The sequence below is a fragment of the Mycolicibacterium sphagni genome, from assembly GCF_002250655.1.
Lineage (GTDB): Bacteria > Actinomycetota > Actinomycetes > Mycobacteriales > Mycobacteriaceae > Mycobacterium > Mycobacterium sphagni.
Genome location: NZ_NOZR01000006.1, coordinates 146100 through 164202, shown reverse-complemented (window position 1 = coordinate 164202; position 18103 = coordinate 146100). Strand labels below are relative to the sequence as shown.

Here is an 18103-nt window from a genome sequence, read left to right as displayed (position 1 = left end):
ATGACCGCAGACTCGACCATTTCGACCTCGGCCGCCGCCCCGGGCGCGGAGTACGCCGCCACCGCCAGCGAGGCCTACCGCGCAGCGCTTCAGGTGATCGAGTCCGTGGAACCTCGCATCGCCGATGCGACCCGTAAAGAGCTTGCCGACCAACGGGATTCGCTCAAACTGATCGCCAGCGAGAACTATGCCTCGCCGGCAGTGCTGCTGACCATGGGCACCTGGCTGTCCGACAAGTACGCCGAGGGCACCATCGGGCACCGCTTCTACGCGGGCTGCCAGAACGTCGACACCGTGGAAAGCGTGGCCACTGAGCACGCGCGCGAACTGTTCGGCGCCCCTTACGCCTACGCCCAGCCGCACTCCGGCATCGATGCCAACCTCGTTGCGTTCTGGGCCATCCTGGCCACCCGGATCGAGGCGCCCGCCCTGGCCGAAACCGGGGTCAAGCACGTCAACGACCTCTCCGAGGCCGAGTGGGAGCGGCTGCGCGCCCGGCTGGGCAGCCAGCGCCTGCTGGGCATGTCGCTGGACGCCGGCGGCCACCTCACCCACGGCTTCCGGCCCAACATCTCCGGCAAGATGTTCCATCAGCGCAGCTACGGCACCGATCCTGAGACCGGTCTCATCGACTATGACGCCGTCCGCTCGGCAGCCCGCGAGTTCAAGCCGTTGATCCTGGTCGCCGGGTACTCGGCCTACCCGCGGCGGGTCAACTTCGCCACGATGCGCGAGATCGCCGACGAGGTCGGCGCCACCCTGATGGTCGACATGGCCCACTTCGCGGGCCTGGTCGCCGGCAAGGTGTTCACCGGCGACGAGAACCCGGTGCCGCACGCCCACATCACCACCACGACTACCCACAAGTCGCTGCGCGGTCCGCGCGGTGGCCTGGTGCTGGCCACCGAGGAGTACGCGCCGGCCGTCGACAAGGGCTGCCCGATGGTGCTCGGTGGTCCGCTGTCCCACGTCATGGCCGCCAAGGCCGTGGCGCTCGCCGAGGCACGGCAGCCGTCGTTCCAGGCCTATGCCCAGCGCGTCGCCGACAACGCCAAGGCGTTCGCCGAGGGGTTGCTCAAGCGGGGAGCCCGGCTGGTCACCGGCGGCACCGACAACCACCTGGTGCTGCTGGACGTGCAGAGCTTCGGGCTGACCGGCCGCCAGGCCGAGTCCGCACTGCTGGACGCCGGCGTCGTCACCAACCGCAACTCGATCCCGGCCGACCCCAACGGCGCCTGGTACTCCAGCGGCATCCGGTTCGGCACCCCGGCGCTGACCACCCGCGGGTTTGGTCCGGCCGAGTTCGACCGCGTCGCCGAGCTGGTGGTCGACGTGCTGTCCAACACGCAAGCGGCGGATGGCACGGCTGGACCTTCCAAGGCCAAGTACAAGCTGGCCGACGGCACCGCGGACCGCGTGCGTGCGGCTTCGGCCGAGCTGCTCGAGGCAAACCCGCTCTATCCCGGCCTGACTCTCTAGGTCGCGAAACGCCGAACGGCGCAGTTTTCAAACATACGTGTCGTTGAGTTACGGTTACTTTATGGCACAGAAACCTGTCGCGAACGCGCTGACCCTGGAGCTTGAGCCGGTTGTCGCCAACAATCTGGCCCGCTACCTGGAAACCGCCGACGAGTGGTACGGCCACGACTACGTCCCGTTCGACCAGGGCGAGAACTTCGCTTTTCTGGGTGGCACGGACTGGGATCCGTCGCAGGTCACCCTGCCCTCCGACGTCGTCGACGCCCTTGAGATCCTGCTGATCACCAAGGACAACCTCGCGGGATATCACCGCGAGCTCGTCGAGCACTTCATCTTGGAGGACAAGTGGGGCCGCTGGCTGGGCCGCTGGACCGCTGAGGAGAACCTGCACGCGATCGTGCTGCGGAACTACCTCGTGGTCACCCGCAACTTCGACCCCAGCGCCAACGAGGACGTCCGCGTCCAGCACGTCATGCGTGGCTACCGGGCCAACCAGTTCAGCCAGATCGAGACGCTGGTGTTCATGGCGCTCTACGAACGCGCGCACGCGGTGTTCGCCCGGAACCTCGAGGCCAAGATCGACGACCCGGTGCTCAAGGGTCTGGTCGGCCGGATCGCCACCGACGAAGAGCGGCACGAAGAGTTCTTCGCCAACCTCGTCGCGCACTGCCTGCAAACTCATCGCGACTCGACGATCAACTCGATCAACCGTCGTGCAGTCGGATTCGGTGTGGTTGGCGGCGACATCATCGAGTACGCCGACAAGCTGCATAACGTCGCGCAGGCCGGGATTTTCGACCTGGACGCATCCCAGCGGGTGGTCTCCGATCGCATCAAGGCGTGGGGCCTTGGCGACGAAACGGTGCTCAAGAAATTCGTTCGCTGACATCAGCGCGGCGCGCCTGATCGGCGCGCAGGCGACGACCGGAGTAGCGTCCCTTTCGATGGCTAGCGACATGCTCTGCTGTCCGGGCGGCACCTTTCGTATCGACTACGACAGGACTGGTCCCGGTCCTGGTGCCGCAGTGTCCGCCGAGGGGTTCGCGGGGACCGCGTGAGCCTGAGGAGCGCCCAGTGACCGATTCGCCGTCGCCCATTCGGACTTATGTGCTCGACACCTCTGTCCTGCTGTCCGATCCGTGGGCGTGCACCCGGTTCGCCGAACACGAAGTGGTGGTACCGCTCGTGGTCATCAGTGAGCTGGAAGCCAAGCGCCACCACCACGAGTTGGGCTGGTTCGCCCGACAAGCGCTGCGGCTGTTAGACGATCTTCGCCTGGAACACGGTCGCTTGGATCAACCCATTCCCATTGGGACACAAGGCGGAACGCTCAATGTCGAGCTGAATCACAGCGACCCGACGGTGCTGCCGGCCGGATTTCGCACCGACAGCAATGACGCGCGGATCCTGACCGTCGCCGCCAACCTCGCAGCCGAAGGCAAGCGAGTCACGTTGGTCAGCAAGGATATTCCGCTGCGGGTGAAGGCCGGCGCGGTGGGCCTGCTGGCAGACGAGTATCACGCCCAGGACGTGATCACCTCCGGCTGGACGGGAATGACCGAGCTGGATGTGGCCGGCGAGGACGTCGACGCGATTTTCGCCGACGGTGAGATCGACTTGGCCGACGCTCGGAACCTGCCGTGCCACACCGGTGTTCGGCTGCTCGGCGCCAACTCGAGTGCGCTGGGCCGGGTGAACGCGGACAAGAAGGTTCAGCTGGTCCGCGGTGACCGCGAAGTGTTCGGCCTCCGGGGAAGGTCCGCCGAACAACGCGTCGCACTCGATCTTCTGCAAGACGAATCGGTGGGCATCGTTTCGCTCGGCGGCAAGGCCGGCACCGGTAAATCGGCACTGGCGTTGTGCGCCGGCCTCGAGGCGGTGCTCGAACGGCGCACCCAGCGCAAGGTCGTGGTGTTCCGGCCGCTCTACGCCGTCGGCGGGCAGGATCTGGGCTACCTGCCGGGCAGCGAGAGCGACAAGATGGGCCCGTGGGCGCAGGCCGTCTTCGACACCTTGGAGGGCCTGGCCTCACCGGCGGTGCTGGAAGAGGTGCTGTCCCGCGGGATGCTCGAGGTGCTGCCGCTGACTCACATCCGCGGCCGGTCGCTGCACGACTCGTTCGTGATCGTCGACGAGGCGCAGTCGCTGGAACGCAACGTGTTGCTGACCGTGCTGTCGCGGCTGGGCAGCGGGTCACGGGTGGTGCTGACCCACGACGTCGCCCAGCGCGACAACCTTCGGGTCGGACGCCACGACGGTGTCGCAGCGGTTATCGAAAAGCTCAAGGGCCACCCGCTGTTCGCCCACATCACGCTGATGCGCAGCGAACGCTCGCCGATCGCCGCGCTGGTCACCGAGATGCTCGAGGAGATCAGCCCCGGCGCGCTGCCGTGATGATCGCGCGCGGTCAGGGGACCGCCAGCTGCGGCCGGTAAACTCTGCCGAGTGCGGCGCCCTCCCGACAGCCTGTCTTGGTCCTATCTGCGGACCGTGATCGGCGTCTGTGCGGGGGTGGCCGTCGTGGTCATCGGCGGTTTCACCGGCCACGTCAAGGTGGCCAAGGCCGACGCAGTCGACTGTTCGTTGGTCAAGTGCGTGGCGCTGACGTTCGACGACGGGCCGTCGCCGTACACCGATCGGCTGCTGGGCATCCTCAATGACGCCGGCGCCAAGGCCACGTTCTTCGAGATCGGCAACAAGGTGGCCGCCAACCCGGCCGGCGCCAAGCGGGTGGTCGACGCGGGTATGGAACTCGGCAGCCATACCTGGGAACACCCGAACATGACGACGATCCCGATCGAGGACGTGCCGGCCCAGTTCAGCAAGGCCAACGACGCGATCAAGGCGGCCACCGGCCAGACCCCCGTGCTGTGGCGGCCGGCCGGCGGCCTGACCAACGATGCCGTGAACAAGATCGCCGCCCAGTACGGGCTGGCCGCGATCCTGTGGGATGTGATCCCGTTCGACTGGATGAACGACTCGAACACCGCCGCCACCCGCTACATGCTGATGACTCAGATCAAGCCGAACTCAGTGGTGCTCTTCCACGACGTCTACTCGTCCACCGTCGACCTGGTCGAGCAGTTCATCCCGGTGCTCAAGGCCAACGGCTACCACCTGGTGACGGTGACCCAGATGCTCGGCCCGCGCGCGCCGGGCAGTGTGTACGGCTCGCGGGACAACGGCCCGCCGGCCAACCTGCTGCAGGACATTCCGGCCGCTGACATCCCGAGCCTGCCGGCGACACCGTCGCCGCCGCCGATGCCGAACATTCCGATCACCGACATCCCCGGGGCCAATTCCGGCGGCTCCAACAATGGCGCCTAGAGCCGGCGCCTAGGTGCACACCGTCACCTCGTTCGTCCTGACGCTGATGGTCCTGGGCTATGCCGTGGTCTCGGGCGTGGTGAATCGCTGGTACGTCGCGCCCGCGCTGATCTTCGTCGGACTGGGAATGATGTTCGGGCCGTTCGGTTTCAACCTGCTCGATGCCGGTCCTGGCACCAGCGGCTACACCGTCCTGGCCCAGCTGGCGCTCACCGTGATCCTGTTCAACCAGGCGGCCAAGCTCGATCCCGGCAAGGTGCTGCAGCGCGGGCACGTCACCTTCCGGCTGCTGGTCATCGGGATACCGCTCACCATCGTCCTGGGTACGCTGACCGCCGCAGTGCTGCTGCCGGTGTTGCCATGGTGGGAGGCAGTGTGTTTGGCCGCGATCGTGGCTCCCACCGAAGTCGCGCTCATCGATGCGCTACTCGAAGACCACCGGATTCCCGATCGGGTGCGCCACGCGCTGTCGGTGGAAAGTGGCTTCTACGACGGCTTTGCGCTGGCGGTGCTGCTGGCTGCGCTCGCGCTTGCCTCGGCGCACACCGATCAGCACCCCCGCGACTGGAGCTGGTTCGTGGTGCGCACCGAGTTGTTCTCGTTGGTCATCGGTGCGGTGGTCGGTCTGCTCGGTGCGGTGTTGATCGCGTGGTCGCGACGGCGGGGCTGGATGAGCGACACCTGGGCTCAGCTGGCCACGTTGGCGGTTGCGTTGATCTGCTTCGAGTTCGGTGAACGGGTGCACGCCAGCGGGTTCGTCGCCGCGTTCACCGGCGGTCTGGCGTTTGCGGTGGTGTCCCGGCGCACCAATACCCAACTGTCGACGCAGGTTTCGGATGCTGCCGGCCAGCTGCTGGAGTTGTTGGTGTTCGCGATGTTCGGCGCGTTCGCGGTGATCGACGCCTGGCGGCACGCCACCTGGCAGGTGGTGGTGTTCTGTGTGGTGGCCCTGTTCGGGGTGCGCATCGTCGCGGTGCTGGTGGCGTTGATCCGCACCGACCTGCCCGGCTACAGTCGGCTGTTCGTCGGCTGGTTCGGACCACGGGGGATCGGCACCGTGGTGCTCGGGCTACTGGTGATCGAGCGCGGCGACATCGGGCATGCCGGCCTGCTCGCGCAGGCCGGCGTGATCGCGGTGACGCTGAGCCTGGTGTTGCACAGCGTCACCGCGCCGCTGGGAATAGGCCGGTTCGCCCGGCCGGGGACCGCCTCGGCAGGCTGAGTGCAGTCATGACTTCCATCCAGGGGCCAGGGACTCTCGATGACCGGCTGGACAACCTGCCGGTCGGACCGATGCACCGCCGGGTGGTGATCGCTGTCGGTCTGGGCCTCTTTTTCGAGGTGTACGAGATCTTCCTGTCGAGCACGATCTCCACCGCGCTGAAGACCCAGTACGGACTTGGCGGCACCACCCTCCAGCTGCTGATGGCTTCATCGTTCGTCGGAATGTTCTTTGGCGCCGCGATTTTCGGCCGGATGGCCGACCGAATCGGGCGCCGTCGGGCGTTCCTGGTAAATCTGGTTTGGTTCTCGGTCTGGAGCCTTGTGGGCGCATTGGCTCCGAATCCGGCGATATTGGTCGCCGCCCGTTTCATGGCCGGTGTCGGCATCGGCGCGGAGTACCCGGTGGCCGACTCGTATCTATCCGACGTGCTACCCAAGGCGCACCGCGGCCGGTTGGCGGCCTGGGCATACACCTGTTCCTTCCTGGCGGTTCCAGCGCTGGGCTTCGCCTCGCTGGGCTTGACCGGACGCAGTGTGTTCGGAGTCGAGGGATGGCGCCTGCTGCTCGTTATCGGCGCCGCCGGAGCGCTGTTGGTAATGCAGATGCGCCGCGCGTTGCCCGAGTCGCCGCGCTGGCTGGCCCGCGTCGGACGCCTTGAGGAGGCACAGGCCGCGCTGCGTCGTTTCGAAGGCGCTGATATCCATGAGGTGGCGGACATCGGCGTCCGACCGGTGTCTGCCCCCGCCAAGCCCACGAATCCGTTTGCACGGCTTAGTCAACGGCCTTACCGAGGGCGACTGGCAATGCTGGCGGTGTTCCATCTGTTCCAGCCGTTCGGCTACTACGGGTTTGGCACACTTGCGGGACTGGTCTTGGTCAGCCGCGGCTACGACGTGACATCGTCGCTGCTGTTCACCGCGCTGTCGTTCTTGGGCTACCCGATCGGCTCAGCGTTGTCGATCCCGCTACTGAAGCTGTTCGAACGCAAGTACCTGGTTGTGGCCAGTGTGGCGGCAATGGCGTTGTGCGGCATCGTGTTCGCCGTCGTCAGCTATCCCGCCCTCATTGTCCTGTTCGGGTTCCTCACGACCGCGGCCAGCAACGTGTTCTCGAACTTCTATCACGTTTACCAGGCCGAGATTTTTCCCAGTGACGTGCGCGCGACAGCGGTGGGCTGGACCTACTCGGTGTCGCGGCTTTCGAGCGCGGTGCTGCCGTTCGTCCTGATTCCTGTGCTCGACATGTATGGCGCCACAGTGATGTTCGGTGTCGTCCTCGTCGCGCTGACGTTGGTGATCGCCGTTGTGTTACCACTTGGGCCTAAGACCACCGGCCGTAGCCTCGACGAGATCAACCCGGTGTGAGGGGTCAGTCCCCGTTTTTGCTAATGCTCTTAGCGCAAGCGCTCATCGACGACTTTTGCCATCGCCAGCACGTCGAGGCGCTTGTCGAGTTCCTCTTCGGAGAGCTTGTCGCCGATCAGGCCGCGGTCGATGACCGTCTGCCGGATCGTCTTCTTCTCCTTGAGAGCCTGCTTGGCGACCTTGGCGGCCTCTTCGTAGCCGATCGCCGAGTTCAGCGGCGTGACGATCGAGGGGGAGGACTCGGCCAGCTCGCGCAGGTGCTCTTCGTTGGCGATCAGGCCGTCGATGCACTTGGTGGCGAACAACTTCGACACGTTGGACAGCAGCGTGAACGACTCGAGCAGGTTGCGCGCCATCATCGGGATATAGACGTTCAGCTCGAACGCGCCCGACAGGCCGCCGACGGTGATGGCGGCATCGTTACCGATGACTTGGGCGGCCACCTGGGTGACGGCCTCGGGGATCACGGGGTTGACCTTGCCCGGCATGATCGAGCTGCCCGGCTGCAGGTCGGGGAGCTGCAGCTCGCCCAGACCGGTGAGCGGGCCTGAGCCCATCCAGCGGATGTCGTTGGCGATCTTGGTGAACGACGCCGCGATGGTCTTGAGCGCGCCGGAGGCCTCGACCAGCCCGTCGCGGGCCGCCTGAGCCTCGAAAGAGTTCTTCGCCGTGCGCAATTCGGCCAGGCCAGTCTGCGCGACGAGCACGTCGACGACCTTGGCGCCGAAGCCGTCGGGGGCGTTGAGGCCGGTGCCGACAGCGGTGCCGCCGATGGCCAGCTCGCCGAGGCGGGGCAGGGTGGCCTTCACGCGTTCGATGCCGGCCTCGACCTGGCGGGCGTAGCCGCCGAATTCCTGGCCGAGGGTGACCGGCACGGCGTCCATCAGGTGGGTGCGCCCGCTCTTGACGACCGTGCGCCACTGCCGGGCCTTGTTGGCCAGCGACTCGTGCAGCACCTCGAGCGCCGGAATCAGATGGCGCACAGCCGCTTCCGTCGCCGCGATGTGCGTGGCGGTGGGGAAGGTGTCATTGGAGGACTGTGACATGTTGACGTCGTCGTTGGGGTGCACCGTCACGCCGTTGGCCTCACAGATGGAGGCGATCACCTCGTTGGCGTTCATGTTGGAGCTGGTGCCCGAACCGGTCTGGAACACATCGATGGGGAACTGCTCGTCGTGCAGCCCGTCGGCGATCTCCCCGGCGGCGGCGATGATGGCGTCGGCCTTCTCCGCGGAGAGCTTGCCGAGGTCCTTGTTCACCTGTGCGCAAGCCGCTTTCAGCAGCCCCAGCGCACGGATCTGGGTGCGCTCGAGGCCGCGGAACGAGATCGGAAAGTTCTCGACGGCACGTTGGGTCTGGGCACGCCACAGGGCGTTGATCGGAACTCGGACCTCGCCCATGGTGTCGTGCTCGATGCGGTATTCGCCCTCGACCACACTGTCGGTGCTCATGTGTTCCCTTTTTGTCGGTTACGGAAGTGGATATGCAGCGGTCTTGTCCCCGGTGAAGTCCACCGCGGAATATTCGTTCAGTTTCGAAAGCCGGTGATAGGCATCGATCATCCGGACGGTGCCGGACTTCGAGCGCATGACGATCGACTGCGTGGTGCAGCCGCCGCCGAAGTAGCGAACGCCCTTGAGCAGGTCGCCATCGGTGACGCCGGTGGCGCAGAAGAAGACGTTCTCTCCGGCGACGAGATCCCTGGTGGTCAGCACCCGGTCCAGGTCGTGGCCACGGTCGATGGCCTTCTGCCTCTCGTCGTCGTCGGTCGGCGCCAATTGCGCCTGGATCTCGCCGCCCATGCAGCGGATGGCGGCTGCGGTGATGATGCCTTCCGGAGTGCCGCCGATGCCGGCCAGCAGGTCGGTGCCGGACTCGGGCCGGCAGGCCGAGATCGCGCCGGCGACGTCGCCGTCGGAGATCAGCCGGATACGGGCGCCGGCTTCGCGGACCTCAGCCATCAGCTTGGTGTGCCGGGGACGGTCCAGGATGCAGACGGTGATGTCGGAGACCGACGCTTTGCGGACCTTGGCGATGCGCTGGATATTGGCCGCGATCGGTGAGGTGATGTCGATGAAATCGGCGACGTCGGGGCCGCCGGCGATCTTGTTCATGTAGAACACCGCCGACGGGTCGAACATGGCGCCACGTTCGGCGACCGCGAGTACCGAGATGGCGTTGGGCATGCCCTTGCTCATCAGGGTGGTGCCGTCGACCGGGTCGACGGCGAAGTCGCAGTCGGGGCCGTCGCCGTTGCCTACCTCTTCGCCGTTGTAGAGCATCGGCGCGTTGTCCTTCTCGCCCTCGCCGATGACCACGACACCGCGCATCGAGACCGAGTTGACCAGCTCGCGCATGGCATCGACGGCCGCACCGTCGCCGCCCTCCTTGTCGCCACGACCGACCCAGCGCCCCGCCGCCATGGCGCCGGCTTCGGTGACCCGAACCAATTCAAGGGCGAGGTTGCGATCGGGCGCTTCACGACGGCGGGCTTCTGGCATGGCTGAGATTGTCCCAGAAGCCGGTGAGTCGTCTAGACCTGGGATACTGGCTGGCGTGACCCCGCCCAATGCCGCCGGCCCAGCGGCTCCGATCCCCCCGGAGGCGGGGGCACCTCCCAGGGAGCCCAAGCCGAGGCTGCTCCAGGACGGTCGCGACATGTTCTGGTCGCTGGCCCCGTTGATCGTGGCCTGCATCGCGCTTGCCGGGCTGGTGGGGATGTGTTCGGTGCGGCCGAACGGGCCGCGCGACGGCGTGGCGCCACCCTATGACGCCCCGGCCGCTTTGAAGGCCGATGCCGAGACGCTGGGCATTCCGATCCGGCTCCCACAGCTCCCCGCCGGCTGGCGGGCCAACTCGGGCAGCCGCGGCAGCATCGGCGACGGACGCACCGACCCCGTGACCGGACAGCATCAGCGCGCCGTCACCTCGACCGTCGGCTATATCGCCGCGTCGAAGATGTATGTGAGCCTGACCCAGAGCAACGCCGACGAGCAGGCGTTGGTGAGCTCGATCCACCAGTCGATGTATCCCACCGGCGCGCAGGAGGTCGACGGGGTGAAGTGGATCGTCTACGAGGGTGGCGACGGCACCGAACCGGTGTGGACTACGCGCTTGGACAGCGCGGCCGGACCCGCTCAGGTCGCGATCACCGGCGCCGGCAAAGGTAGCGACTTCCGTACTCTCGCCGTTGGCACACAGACTCAGAAACCGTTGCCGCCTGGCTGAAGAGGAGACGTCAATGTCCGGAGCTGAATCCAATGTCCCCGGCCAGGCGGCTCCAACCGCCGACCTGACCGGATGGATCTCGGAGCCGTTCTCGGCAGCCGGTTTCACCCATGACGTCTATCGCAAGGGCGACGGGCCTGGCGTGGTGCTGATACCGGAGATGCCCGGAGTGCATCCCGGCGTCCTCGGTTTGGGGAACTACTTGGTGGACAATGGCTTTACGGTGGCCATTCCGTCGCTGTACGGAACGCCGGGTGCCCCTGCGATGTCTCCCGGTGCGATGGTGTCGCTGGCGCGGGGTTGCGTGGCCAAGGAGTTCGCGGCGTTCGCGACCAACAAGGAAAGGCCGGTGTCGCACTACCTGCGGGCACTGGCACGTGACCTGAAGGAGAAGACCGGCAGCAAGGGCGTCGGGGTGATCGGGCAGTGCTTCTCCGGTGGCTTCGCGCTGGCGGCTGCCGTCGACGACAGCGTGCTGGCCCCGGTGCTCAGTCAGCCGTCGGTGCCTATCGCGCTGACCGCCAAGCAGAAGCGCGACCCCGGCCTGTCCGAAGGTGAGCTGAAGGTCATCGAGAAGCGGGTAGCCGAGGACGGGCTGTGCGCACTGGCGCTGCGGTTCAGCGGCGATCCGATGTCGCCGGCCGAGCGGTTCAAGACGCTCAAGGACCGGCTGGGCGACGCCTTCGAAGTGATCGAGCTGGACTCGTCGAAGGGCAATCCCGACGGTTTCGGCCGGATGGCGCATTCGGTGCTGACGCTCGAGGTCCGCGAGGTGGAGAACCAGCCGGCGTACGAGGCGCGCAAGCGAGTGGTGCAGTTCCTCAAGGAACGGCTCTCGTAGCCCCGGAATAAATCGCGATGAGCGGTGCTTGCCCGTTGGATGACCTATCCCGTCCGCATCGCCGTCCAGATCCAACCCGCTGACACCCCCGATTACGCCACGTGGCGACAGGCTGTCCTGCACGCTGAGGAGATCGGGGTGGACGTCATCTTCGGCTACGACCATTTCCATGCGCCGTTCATCGAGTCCATCGTCGACGCCAAACCGGTGCTCGCCGAGATCCAGCCGGATGTGAACAACTTCGAAGGCTGGACCGCACTGGCGACCTGGGGCGAGATCACCACGCGCGCCGAGATCGGCCTGCTGGTGGCCGGCATCGGATACCGCAATCCCGACTTGCTCGCCGACATGGCGCGCACCGTCGATCACATCAGCGGCGGCCGGGCCATTCTGGGTGTCGGCGCGGGCTGGTATGAAAAGGACTACACCACTTACGGATTCGACTACGGCACGGTGAAGTCGCGCGCTGATCTGTTCGACGAGGGGTTGCTGCGTATCGAGCGCCGCTTCGAGCTGCTGCAGCCCGCGCCATTGCGAAAGATCCCGATTCTGATCGGGGGCTCCGGCCCCAAGCGCACCCTGCCCGCCGTGGCGCGCCATGCCGATATCTGGCACACCTTCCTGCCGATCGATGCCTACCGCGAGGCCAGTGCCCGCGTCGCCGAACTGGCCGCTGGGTTCGGACGCGCGGACTCCGATATCGAGCGCTCCACACTGTGGACCGATCCCACATCCGCGGATGCCTACCTGGCCGCGGGAGCCACGCTGTTCCACACCGAGATGCGCGCGGAGAACGGCAAATACGACTTCAGCGTGGTCGAGAAGCTGTTGACCTGGCGGGACGCGAAGTCGTCGTCATAGCGCTATTCGCGTTCGACTGTGCGCAGCCCGTGGGTGGGCGTCCACCACTGGATGACCAGCAGGGTGGCCGCGTCGTTGAGGTGAGTGAGCACGACTTCGGCGATCTCGGTGCGGAAGAGTTCGCCGTCCGGTCCATCGGTGATCGCGCCGGAAGGGATTGCCCGCCCGGCGATTTTCGCCTCACCGGGCCAGTCGGCTTCGGCGCCCTCGACCGGGTCTACCGTCGCGCTGTGCAGGGCGAAGCGCGGATCGCGACGGAGGTCGCAGCCCTTGCGGGCGTTCGGCATTGAGCCGAAGGTGAGCTCGCCGTCGTCGAACGTCACCTCGATGCCGGAGATGCGTGGGGAGCCGTCGGCGCGAAGCGTGGCGATGGTCTTGTGCTTGTGTGCGTCGAACAACGCCTGCACCCGCTCGGCGAATTCGGGCACCGCGGCCTCGACATCCCGCCACGTCGTCATGATGTGACCGCCAGCAAGCGGGCATAACGCGTTTCGGAGAACATGGCGGCAGCTTAAGCGTTTGCCTCGTCGGACCGTTCTGGCAATATCGAACGTATGTTCGGGACGAGCCAGTTGCACGACTATTGGGAGCCGTCCGACACTGCCGAGTCGCGCGCATTGCTGACCAGCATCGGTGCTTCCACTCGCGCCGAGAATCAGATTGTCGCCCGCCGGCTGGCGTCAATCGCGGAGTTGTTCGAACTGCGGCGCAGGGAACGAGGCGAGCGGGAGGACTGGGCAGTAGACACCTGGGCCGCGGTCGGTGCGGAGGTGGCCGCTCGGCTGCGGGTGAGCCTGGCCAAAGCGGGCCACCTCATGGACTACGGACTGGCTATGAAGACGCGACCGGCGGTCGCCGCCATCTTCATTGCCGGCGACATCGACGCACAGATGTTCCAGACGATCGTCTTCCGGACCGCCCTCATCACCGATAACGCCATCTTGGCCGAGGTGGACCGCATGCTGGCTGAGAAGGCGGCGCGCTGGCCATCGATGACGCGCGGTCGGCTGAATTCCGAGATCGATCGCATTGTCATCGAGCACGATCCCGACGCTGTGCGGCGGGTCCGCGAGCGAGTTGCCGACCGCGAGATCATGTTTGGGGATGATGACCGGGGTTGCACCGAGATATACGGACGGTTGTTGTCTGCCGACGCCCAAGTCGTGGATCAACGGCTCGATGCGCTGGCCCGGTCAGTGTGCGAGGGGGATCCGCGCACCATGGCCCAGCGTCGCGCCGATGCTCTTGGTGCGGTCGCCGGCGGTGCCGATCGACTGGCCTGCCAGTGTGGCGAATCGGGATGCCGTGCGGCGGAGAAGCCCGCGCCCGGCTCGGTTGTCATCCACGTCGTCGCCGATGAGGCCACCCTGCAGGGACGCTGCGACAAACCGGCCTACGTCTTGGGCGCCAACACAGTGATTCCTGGCATGCTGTTGCTCGAACTGGCCAAGACGGCCAGGCTCAGCCCGCTGATTCACCCCATCGACCTGCCGCCGGAAGCCGGCTACCGCCCCTCGCGTGCATTGTCGGATTTTGTGCGCGCACGCGATCTCACGTGCCGGGCCCCGGGCTGCGACAAGCCCGCCACGCAGTGCGATCTGGACCATACGATTCCGTTCCCGTACGGCTCTACGCACGCGGGCAATATCAAATGCCTGTGCCGCCAACACCACATCCTCAAAACGTTCTGGGGTTGGCGCGATAAACAATTGGCCGACGGCACGGTCATCTGGACACTGCCCGGCCAGCAAACGTATGTGACCACACCGGGCAGCGCACTGTTCTTCCCGATTCTGATGGCCCCCACGCCTGCTCCGGAGGCGCGGCCCGTCGAGGCGGAAGGCGATCGCACTGTCCTGATGCCCCTCCGCAAGAACACCCGGGCTCAGAACCGAGTAAACGGCATCGCCGCAGAACGCAGGCGCAATCGTGCGGGCCGAAGGGCTCGTCATGGTGCACTGTTTGGTCCCGCACCGCCCAGGGCTGACGACGGCGACCCTCCGCCGTTCTAGCGAACCTGGTAAAAGCCTGTCAATTTGGTCTGGCCCAGTTATTATCCGTGCGTGACCACCACCCCCGCGGGGCCGGAGACCACGGCACCCAACGCCAAGCGCGGCAAGACCATCGCGATCCTCGCCGTGCTGGTGGTGCTGCTGGCCTACATCGTGACGTTGTTCGGTTACTGGTGGCTTTCCGGTTCCGCCAAAGAACTCGAAGCATCGGGTGAAGGCAATGGATCGGAGACCACGGTCCTGATCACGCTGCAGGCTTTGCGGACCGTTGACTACAAGGCCGACGCAAAAGTGCTTGTCATACCGGCTGATTCGTTGCTGGACGACAAGCTCGACACTCTCAAGGAAGACATTGCGGTGCGGTTGCACCCGTGGAACTCTCTGGGAGACTTGAAGTTCCCGGCAGGTGCGGCACCGGCTGAGGTGACCACGACCATCGACGTCGACGGCGATGTGAACACCTGGCCGTTCGATCGCTACGAGACCCAAGGCATCAGCGCCGACCTGCTGGTCGGTGAGGGTGAGGACCGCAAGATCGTGCCGGCCAAGGTTCAGATCGCGGGCGCCCTGCAGGGCTGGGACTTGTCCAGCGAGCAGGTGGCCCCTGCGCCGGCGGCCAAGGGTGACGGCGACGCCACAGAGGTCACCTTCAGTCGTGCGCTCGGCCCGCTGGCGTTCGACCTCGGCATCGTCGTCGTTCTCCTGACACTCCCCACGATCGCGATCTTCACCTCGGTGCTGGTGATCACCCGGCGCAAGCAATTCCAGATGCCGTTCGCAACCTGGTATGCCGCAATGCTGTTCGCTATCGTGCCGCTGCGAAATATCCTGCCCGGCGCACCGCCGCCGGGTGCATGGATCGACATGGGCCTGGTGCTGTGGGTGATCATCGCCCTGGTCGCCGCGATGGTGATGGTCGTCATCTCCTGGTACAACCAGGTCGACTAGCCCGACCCCGGCTCGCTCGCACCGCGACAGACCTAGGTTTCTCATGTCCGGTGCTGGTCTCAGCGTGGCAGCCGGCCACATGAACCTCCAGCTCGGCCGCCCATTTCCGCGGATCGGGTGTAGCGTCTAATCCAGTTGAGGATGTCAACTTGTCCGGGATGAGTTTCGCCGTCCGCTGCGAAGCTTGAGGAGTGCCTCACTCTGAGCCGGATATTCCGGTACGTGTCGTCGTATGTGGCCACTTGGCGAACTGTCCGTCGCTGTTGGTAACGCCCTGATGATGCGGTCACCCACAAACCGGTTCTGACTGAGCAACTGGAGTTCAAATGTCCATATCCTGCGCCACCAAGTCGTCGCCCCCCGTCGTATTGGCGGACCTGGGCTTCGCATCCCGACCTGGGGAAGGGTCCCGCGCGACGTTGACCAGTTACCGGTTCAACGGTTCGATAGCCGTCATCAGCGCTCTCGGTGACATTGACGCCTCCAATGCCAACGCTCTGATGGAGTACACGGTGGGGCGCGCGGCGGCTTGTCGCGCAGTGGTTGTTGATCTGCGTGGTCTCACGTTCTTCGGGACAGAGGGCTTGGAGGCGCTCCAGAGGGTAGGAACCCACTGTGCGCAGACCGGTAGAGATTGGACTACCGTCCCCGGCGCTGCCGTGTTGCGGATGCTCCAAATCGGCGATCCGTCTTCGTTTGTGCCCGTCGCGCCGACTGTGGATGCGGCGCTGGCCTATGTATCACGACGGAGTGGCTGAATCTGCGTACCGGACGTCATGGAATGCGCTGTTGCCCAAAACTATTCGCCCGCGATCTGGCAAAGTTGCTCGGTCTGGTGCGAGGTGTAGAGTAGTAGGTGCTGGGTCTTTCAGCCAGTTCGGAGCGAGTCCGGCCGTCCGCCGCGGGATTCGATGAGCATTAGCTCGCGCCGTACATCACTTTCTCATTATCTCAGTCGAGATAGCATGCGTCCCTTGCTCTTTGTGCGGACGCACCCAGACATCTTCACAGAAATCAGGTAATCGCCATGATCGTACTCGGCATCATCCTCACCGTTCTTGGGCTCTTGCTGCCCTCCATCGCCCCGACTTTCGCCTTTGCTCATATCGTCTTCGTGATTGGGATCATCCTCCTTGTCGTTGGCCTGGTCCTTCTGCTCGTGGGTCGGATGGGACACGCTGTAGGCGGACGCCGACACTACTACTAACCCGTCGCACCACGCGCGGCACTCCTCAACTGCGGTTCGCAGCGGCATTGAATCAACTGGAATGATTTGAGCACCAGTCGTATTGAGCCGCAGGTTGCCGCGCGGGTGCAGTGCTTGAAACAGAGCACGAATAAGGAAAGAACGATGGCTATCTCAGATGTCTCGACTTTCGCGCATCTGACCGACGCGGACATTGACAGCCTTGCGGTCGAGCTCGATTCGATCCGCCAGGACATCGAAGATTCCCTGGGTGCGCGGGACGCGCGCTATATCCGCCGCACTATCGCTGCCCAGCGCGGGCTCGAGGTGGCCGGGCGGCTGATGCTGACTGCCAGCTCGAAGCGATCGGCCTGGTGGGCCGGCACGGTGACGCTGGGGGTGGCCAAGATCATCGAGAACATGGAGATCGGCCACAACGTCATGCACGGCCAGTGGGACTGGATGAACGATCCCGAGATTCACTCCTCGTCGTGGGAGTGGGATATGGGCGGGGCGTCCAAACACTGGCGGTTCACCCACAACTTCATGCACCACAAGTACACCAACATCTTGGGCATGGACCACGACGTCGGCTACGGCGTGCTGCGGGTTACCCGTGACCAAGGCTGGATCCCCCTTAACCTCGCCAACCTGCTCTTCAGCTCAATCCTTGCCTTCGGGTTCGAATGGGGAATCGGCCTGCAGCCTTTGGAGTTGGAGAAATTCTTGAAGGGACAGTCGGACCGAGCGGCGACCCTGGCGCGAATCCGCGAGTTCGGCGCGAAGGCCGGCCGGCAGCTGCTGAAGGATTACGTGGCTTATCCGGCGATCACGTCGCTGTCTCCGGGTGCCACCTATCGCTCGACGGCCACTGCCAACGCCATTGCCAACGTGATCCGCAATGTGTGGGCCAACGCGGTGATCTTCTGCGGCCACTTCCCTGATGGCGCAGAGAAATTCACCAAGACCGACATGGTCGGTGAAAGCAAGGGTCAGTGGTATCTGCGCCAGATGCTGGGCAGCGCCAATATCGACGGCAGTCGGGCCATGGACTTCATGACCGGCAATCTGTCCTACCAGATCGAGCACCACCTCTATCCCGATCTGCCGAGTAATCGGCTGGCCGAGATCTCGGTGCGGGTGCGCCAGGTCTGCGACAAGTACGACCTGCCGTACACCAGCGGGCCGTTCCTGGTGCAGTACGCCAAGACGTGGCGCACGATCGCGAAACTGTCGTTGCCGGACAAGTACCTGCGCGACACCGCCGACGACGCACCCGAGACCCGCAGCGAGCGGATGTTCGGAGTACTGGAACCGAGCTTCGAAGAGCTGGACCCCGTCGCCGGGCGTGGGCGGGGGTTGAAGACCGCGATCGCGACCGTGCGAGGTGGTACTTCATCAGTGCCAACAAGGCGGGCTCTCAATAGGTCACCCGCCCTCAACTTAGGTCAGTGGCCGGGGGCGCCCATCGCGATGTTGGTACCCGCCGACGCGACTGCCCACCCAACCGGCTCCGGTGCTTTGTCACGTCCAGCGAACCCGTGCCACCTCCCAAACAGCGGAATAGTGTTGGGGCCCTTCCGATTGCGCAGAAGGCACACCGAGTGACCTATTGTGTTGGCGCGATGTCGA

General features: G+C 65.2%; 16 protein-coding genes and 1 pseudogene. 14 read left to right on the top strand and 3 right to left on the bottom strand.

Going from position 1 to position 18103, the window contains the following annotated elements; all coding sequences use genetic code 11:
- The 6 genes from CG716_RS09315 (at position 1) to CG716_RS09290 (ending at position 7395) form a co-directional block, all read left to right on the top strand.
- On the top strand, positions 1-1479 hold the full coding sequence (locus tag CG716_RS09315; RefSeq protein WP_094478728.1) for a glycine hydroxymethyltransferase: 1479 nt from the start codon (positions 1-3) through the stop codon (positions 1477-1479).
- A 61-nt stretch (positions 1480-1540) separates the two neighbouring features.
- Positions 1541-2365, top strand: coding sequence for an acyl-ACP desaturase (locus tag CG716_RS09310; RefSeq protein ID WP_094478726.1), 825 nt, complete (start codon positions 1541-1543; stop codon positions 2363-2365).
- 188 nt (positions 2366-2553) lie between these two features.
- Entirely contained in the window at positions 2554-3873 is a 1320-nt protein-coding gene (locus CG716_RS09305; protein WP_094478724.1) for an RNA 5'-3' helicase PhoH2, read from the top strand.
- 51 nt (positions 3874-3924) lie between these two features.
- Positions 3925-4806, top strand: a complete 882-nt coding sequence (locus CG716_RS09300) for a polysaccharide deacetylase family protein (protein ID WP_094478722.1) — start codon at positions 3925-3927, stop codon at positions 4804-4806.
- 13 nt (positions 4807-4819) lie between these two features.
- Positions 4820-6028, top strand: a complete 1209-nt coding sequence (locus CG716_RS09295; RefSeq protein WP_094478720.1) for a cation:proton antiporter — start codon at positions 4820-4822, stop codon at positions 6026-6028.
- 8 nt (positions 6029-6036) lie between these two features.
- The gene (locus CG716_RS09290) at positions 6037-7395 is read left to right on the top strand and encodes an MFS transporter (RefSeq protein ID WP_207760613.1); all 1359 of its coding nucleotides are present in this window, start codon (positions 6037-6039) and stop codon (positions 7393-7395) included.
- Positions 7396-7424: 29 nt separating this feature from the next.
- Here CG716_RS09290 and CG716_RS09285 read toward each other — a convergent pair whose 3' ends face one another.
- Positions 7425-8846: a class II fumarate hydratase gene (locus CG716_RS09285; protein WP_094478718.1), complete on the bottom strand. Its 1422-nt coding sequence runs from the start codon at positions 8844-8846 to the stop codon at positions 7425-7427.
- 18 nt (positions 8847-8864) lie between these two features.
- Positions 8865-9896 (bottom strand): class II fructose-bisphosphatase, encoded by a 1032-nt coding sequence (gene glpX / locus CG716_RS09280; protein WP_094478716.1) that lies wholly within the window; start codon positions 9894-9896, stop codon positions 8865-8867.
- Positions 9897-9987: 91 nt separating this feature from the next.
- On the opposite strand from glpX, the gene CG716_RS09275 reads away from it, so the two are divergent.
- Genes CG716_RS09275 through CG716_RS09265 form a run of 3 tightly spaced genes read left to right on the top strand, consistent with a single transcriptional unit; the run spans position 9988 to position 12325 of the window.
- Positions 9988-10623, top strand: coding sequence for a DUF4245 domain-containing protein (locus tag CG716_RS09275; protein WP_420093181.1), 636 nt, complete (start codon positions 9988-9990; stop codon positions 10621-10623).
- Between the two features lie 13 nt (positions 10624-10636).
- Positions 10637-11464 (top strand): dienelactone hydrolase family protein, encoded by an 828-nt coding sequence (locus tag CG716_RS09270; protein WP_094478712.1) that lies wholly within the window; start codon positions 10637-10639, stop codon positions 11462-11464.
- Between the two features lie 39 nt (positions 11465-11503).
- Positions 11504-12325, top strand: a complete 822-nt coding sequence (locus tag CG716_RS09265) for an LLM class F420-dependent oxidoreductase (protein WP_094478710.1) — start codon at positions 11504-11506, stop codon at positions 12323-12325.
- A gap of 2 nt (positions 12326-12327) precedes the next feature.
- Here CG716_RS09265 and CG716_RS09260 read toward each other — a convergent pair whose 3' ends face one another.
- Positions 12328-12783 (bottom strand): pyridoxamine 5'-phosphate oxidase family protein, encoded by a 456-nt coding sequence (locus tag CG716_RS09260; protein WP_094478708.1) that lies wholly within the window; start codon positions 12781-12783, stop codon positions 12328-12330.
- Positions 12784-12879: 96 nt separating this feature from the next.
- Here CG716_RS09260 and CG716_RS09255 point away from each other — a divergent pair, with 96 nt between their 5' ends.
- From CG716_RS09255 to CG716_RS09235, 5 genes and pseudogenes are all read left to right on the top strand, one after another.
- A complete protein-coding gene (locus CG716_RS09255; protein WP_094478706.1) occupies positions 12880-14337 on the top strand; it encodes an HNH endonuclease signature motif containing protein in 1458 nt (485 codons plus the stop codon).
- Positions 14338-14388: 51 nt separating this feature from the next.
- Entirely contained in the window at positions 14389-15285 is an 897-nt protein-coding gene (locus tag CG716_RS09250) for a DUF4436 domain-containing protein (protein ID WP_094478704.1), read from the top strand.
- A 326-nt stretch (positions 15286-15611) separates the two neighbouring features.
- A complete protein-coding gene (locus tag CG716_RS31315; RefSeq protein ID WP_094478702.1) occupies positions 15612-16043 on the top strand; it encodes an STAS domain-containing protein in 432 nt (143 codons plus the stop codon).
- A gap of 269 nt (positions 16044-16312) precedes the next feature.
- Positions 16313-16492 (top strand): DUF6131 family protein, encoded by a 180-nt coding sequence (locus tag CG716_RS09240; RefSeq protein WP_094478700.1) that lies wholly within the window; start codon positions 16313-16315, stop codon positions 16490-16492.
- Positions 16493-16636: 144 nt separating this feature from the next.
- Positions 16637-17860, top strand: a pseudogene (locus CG716_RS09235) (fatty acid desaturase family protein); the annotation flags it as partial.
- Positions 17861-18103: the final 243 nt, after the last annotated feature.

What these genes read in the sequence shown, in the direction of transcription:
- CG716_RS09315 (WP_094478728.1), top strand. Translation starts at nt 1, where the DNA reads ATGACCGCAGACTCGACCATTTCGACCTCGGCCGCCGCCCCGGGCGCG.
- CG716_RS09310 (WP_094478726.1), top strand. Translation starts at nt 1,541, where the DNA reads ATGGCACAGAAACCTGTCGCGAACGCGCTGACCCTGGAGCTTGAGCCG.
- CG716_RS09290 (WP_207760613.1), top strand. Translation starts at nt 6,037, where the DNA reads ATGACTTCCATCCAGGGGCCAGGGACTCTCGATGACCGGCTGGACAAC.
- CG716_RS09285 (WP_094478718.1), bottom strand. Translation starts at nt 8,846, where the DNA reads ATGAGCACCGACAGTGTGGTCGAGGGCGAATACCGCATCGAGCACGAC.
- glpX (WP_094478716.1), bottom strand. Translation starts at nt 9,896, where the DNA reads ATGCCAGAAGCCCGCCGTCGTGAAGCGCCCGATCGCAACCTCGCCCTT.
- CG716_RS09270 (WP_094478712.1), top strand. Translation starts at nt 10,637, where the DNA reads ATGTCCGGAGCTGAATCCAATGTCCCCGGCCAGGCGGCTCCAACCGCC.
- CG716_RS09265 (WP_094478710.1), top strand. Translation starts at nt 11,504, where the DNA reads ATGACCTATCCCGTCCGCATCGCCGTCCAGATCCAACCCGCTGACACC.
- CG716_RS09260 (WP_094478708.1), bottom strand. Translation starts at nt 12,783, where the DNA reads ATGACGACGTGGCGGGATGTCGAGGCCGCGGTGCCCGAATTCGCCGAG.
- CG716_RS09255 (WP_094478706.1), top strand. Translation starts at nt 12,880, where the DNA reads ATGTTCGGGACGAGCCAGTTGCACGACTATTGGGAGCCGTCCGACACT.
- CG716_RS31315 (WP_094478702.1), top strand. Translation starts at nt 15,612, where the DNA reads ATGTCCATATCCTGCGCCACCAAGTCGTCGCCCCCCGTCGTATTGGCG.
- CG716_RS09240 (WP_094478700.1), top strand. Translation starts at nt 16,313, where the DNA reads ATGATCGTACTCGGCATCATCCTCACCGTTCTTGGGCTCTTGCTGCCC.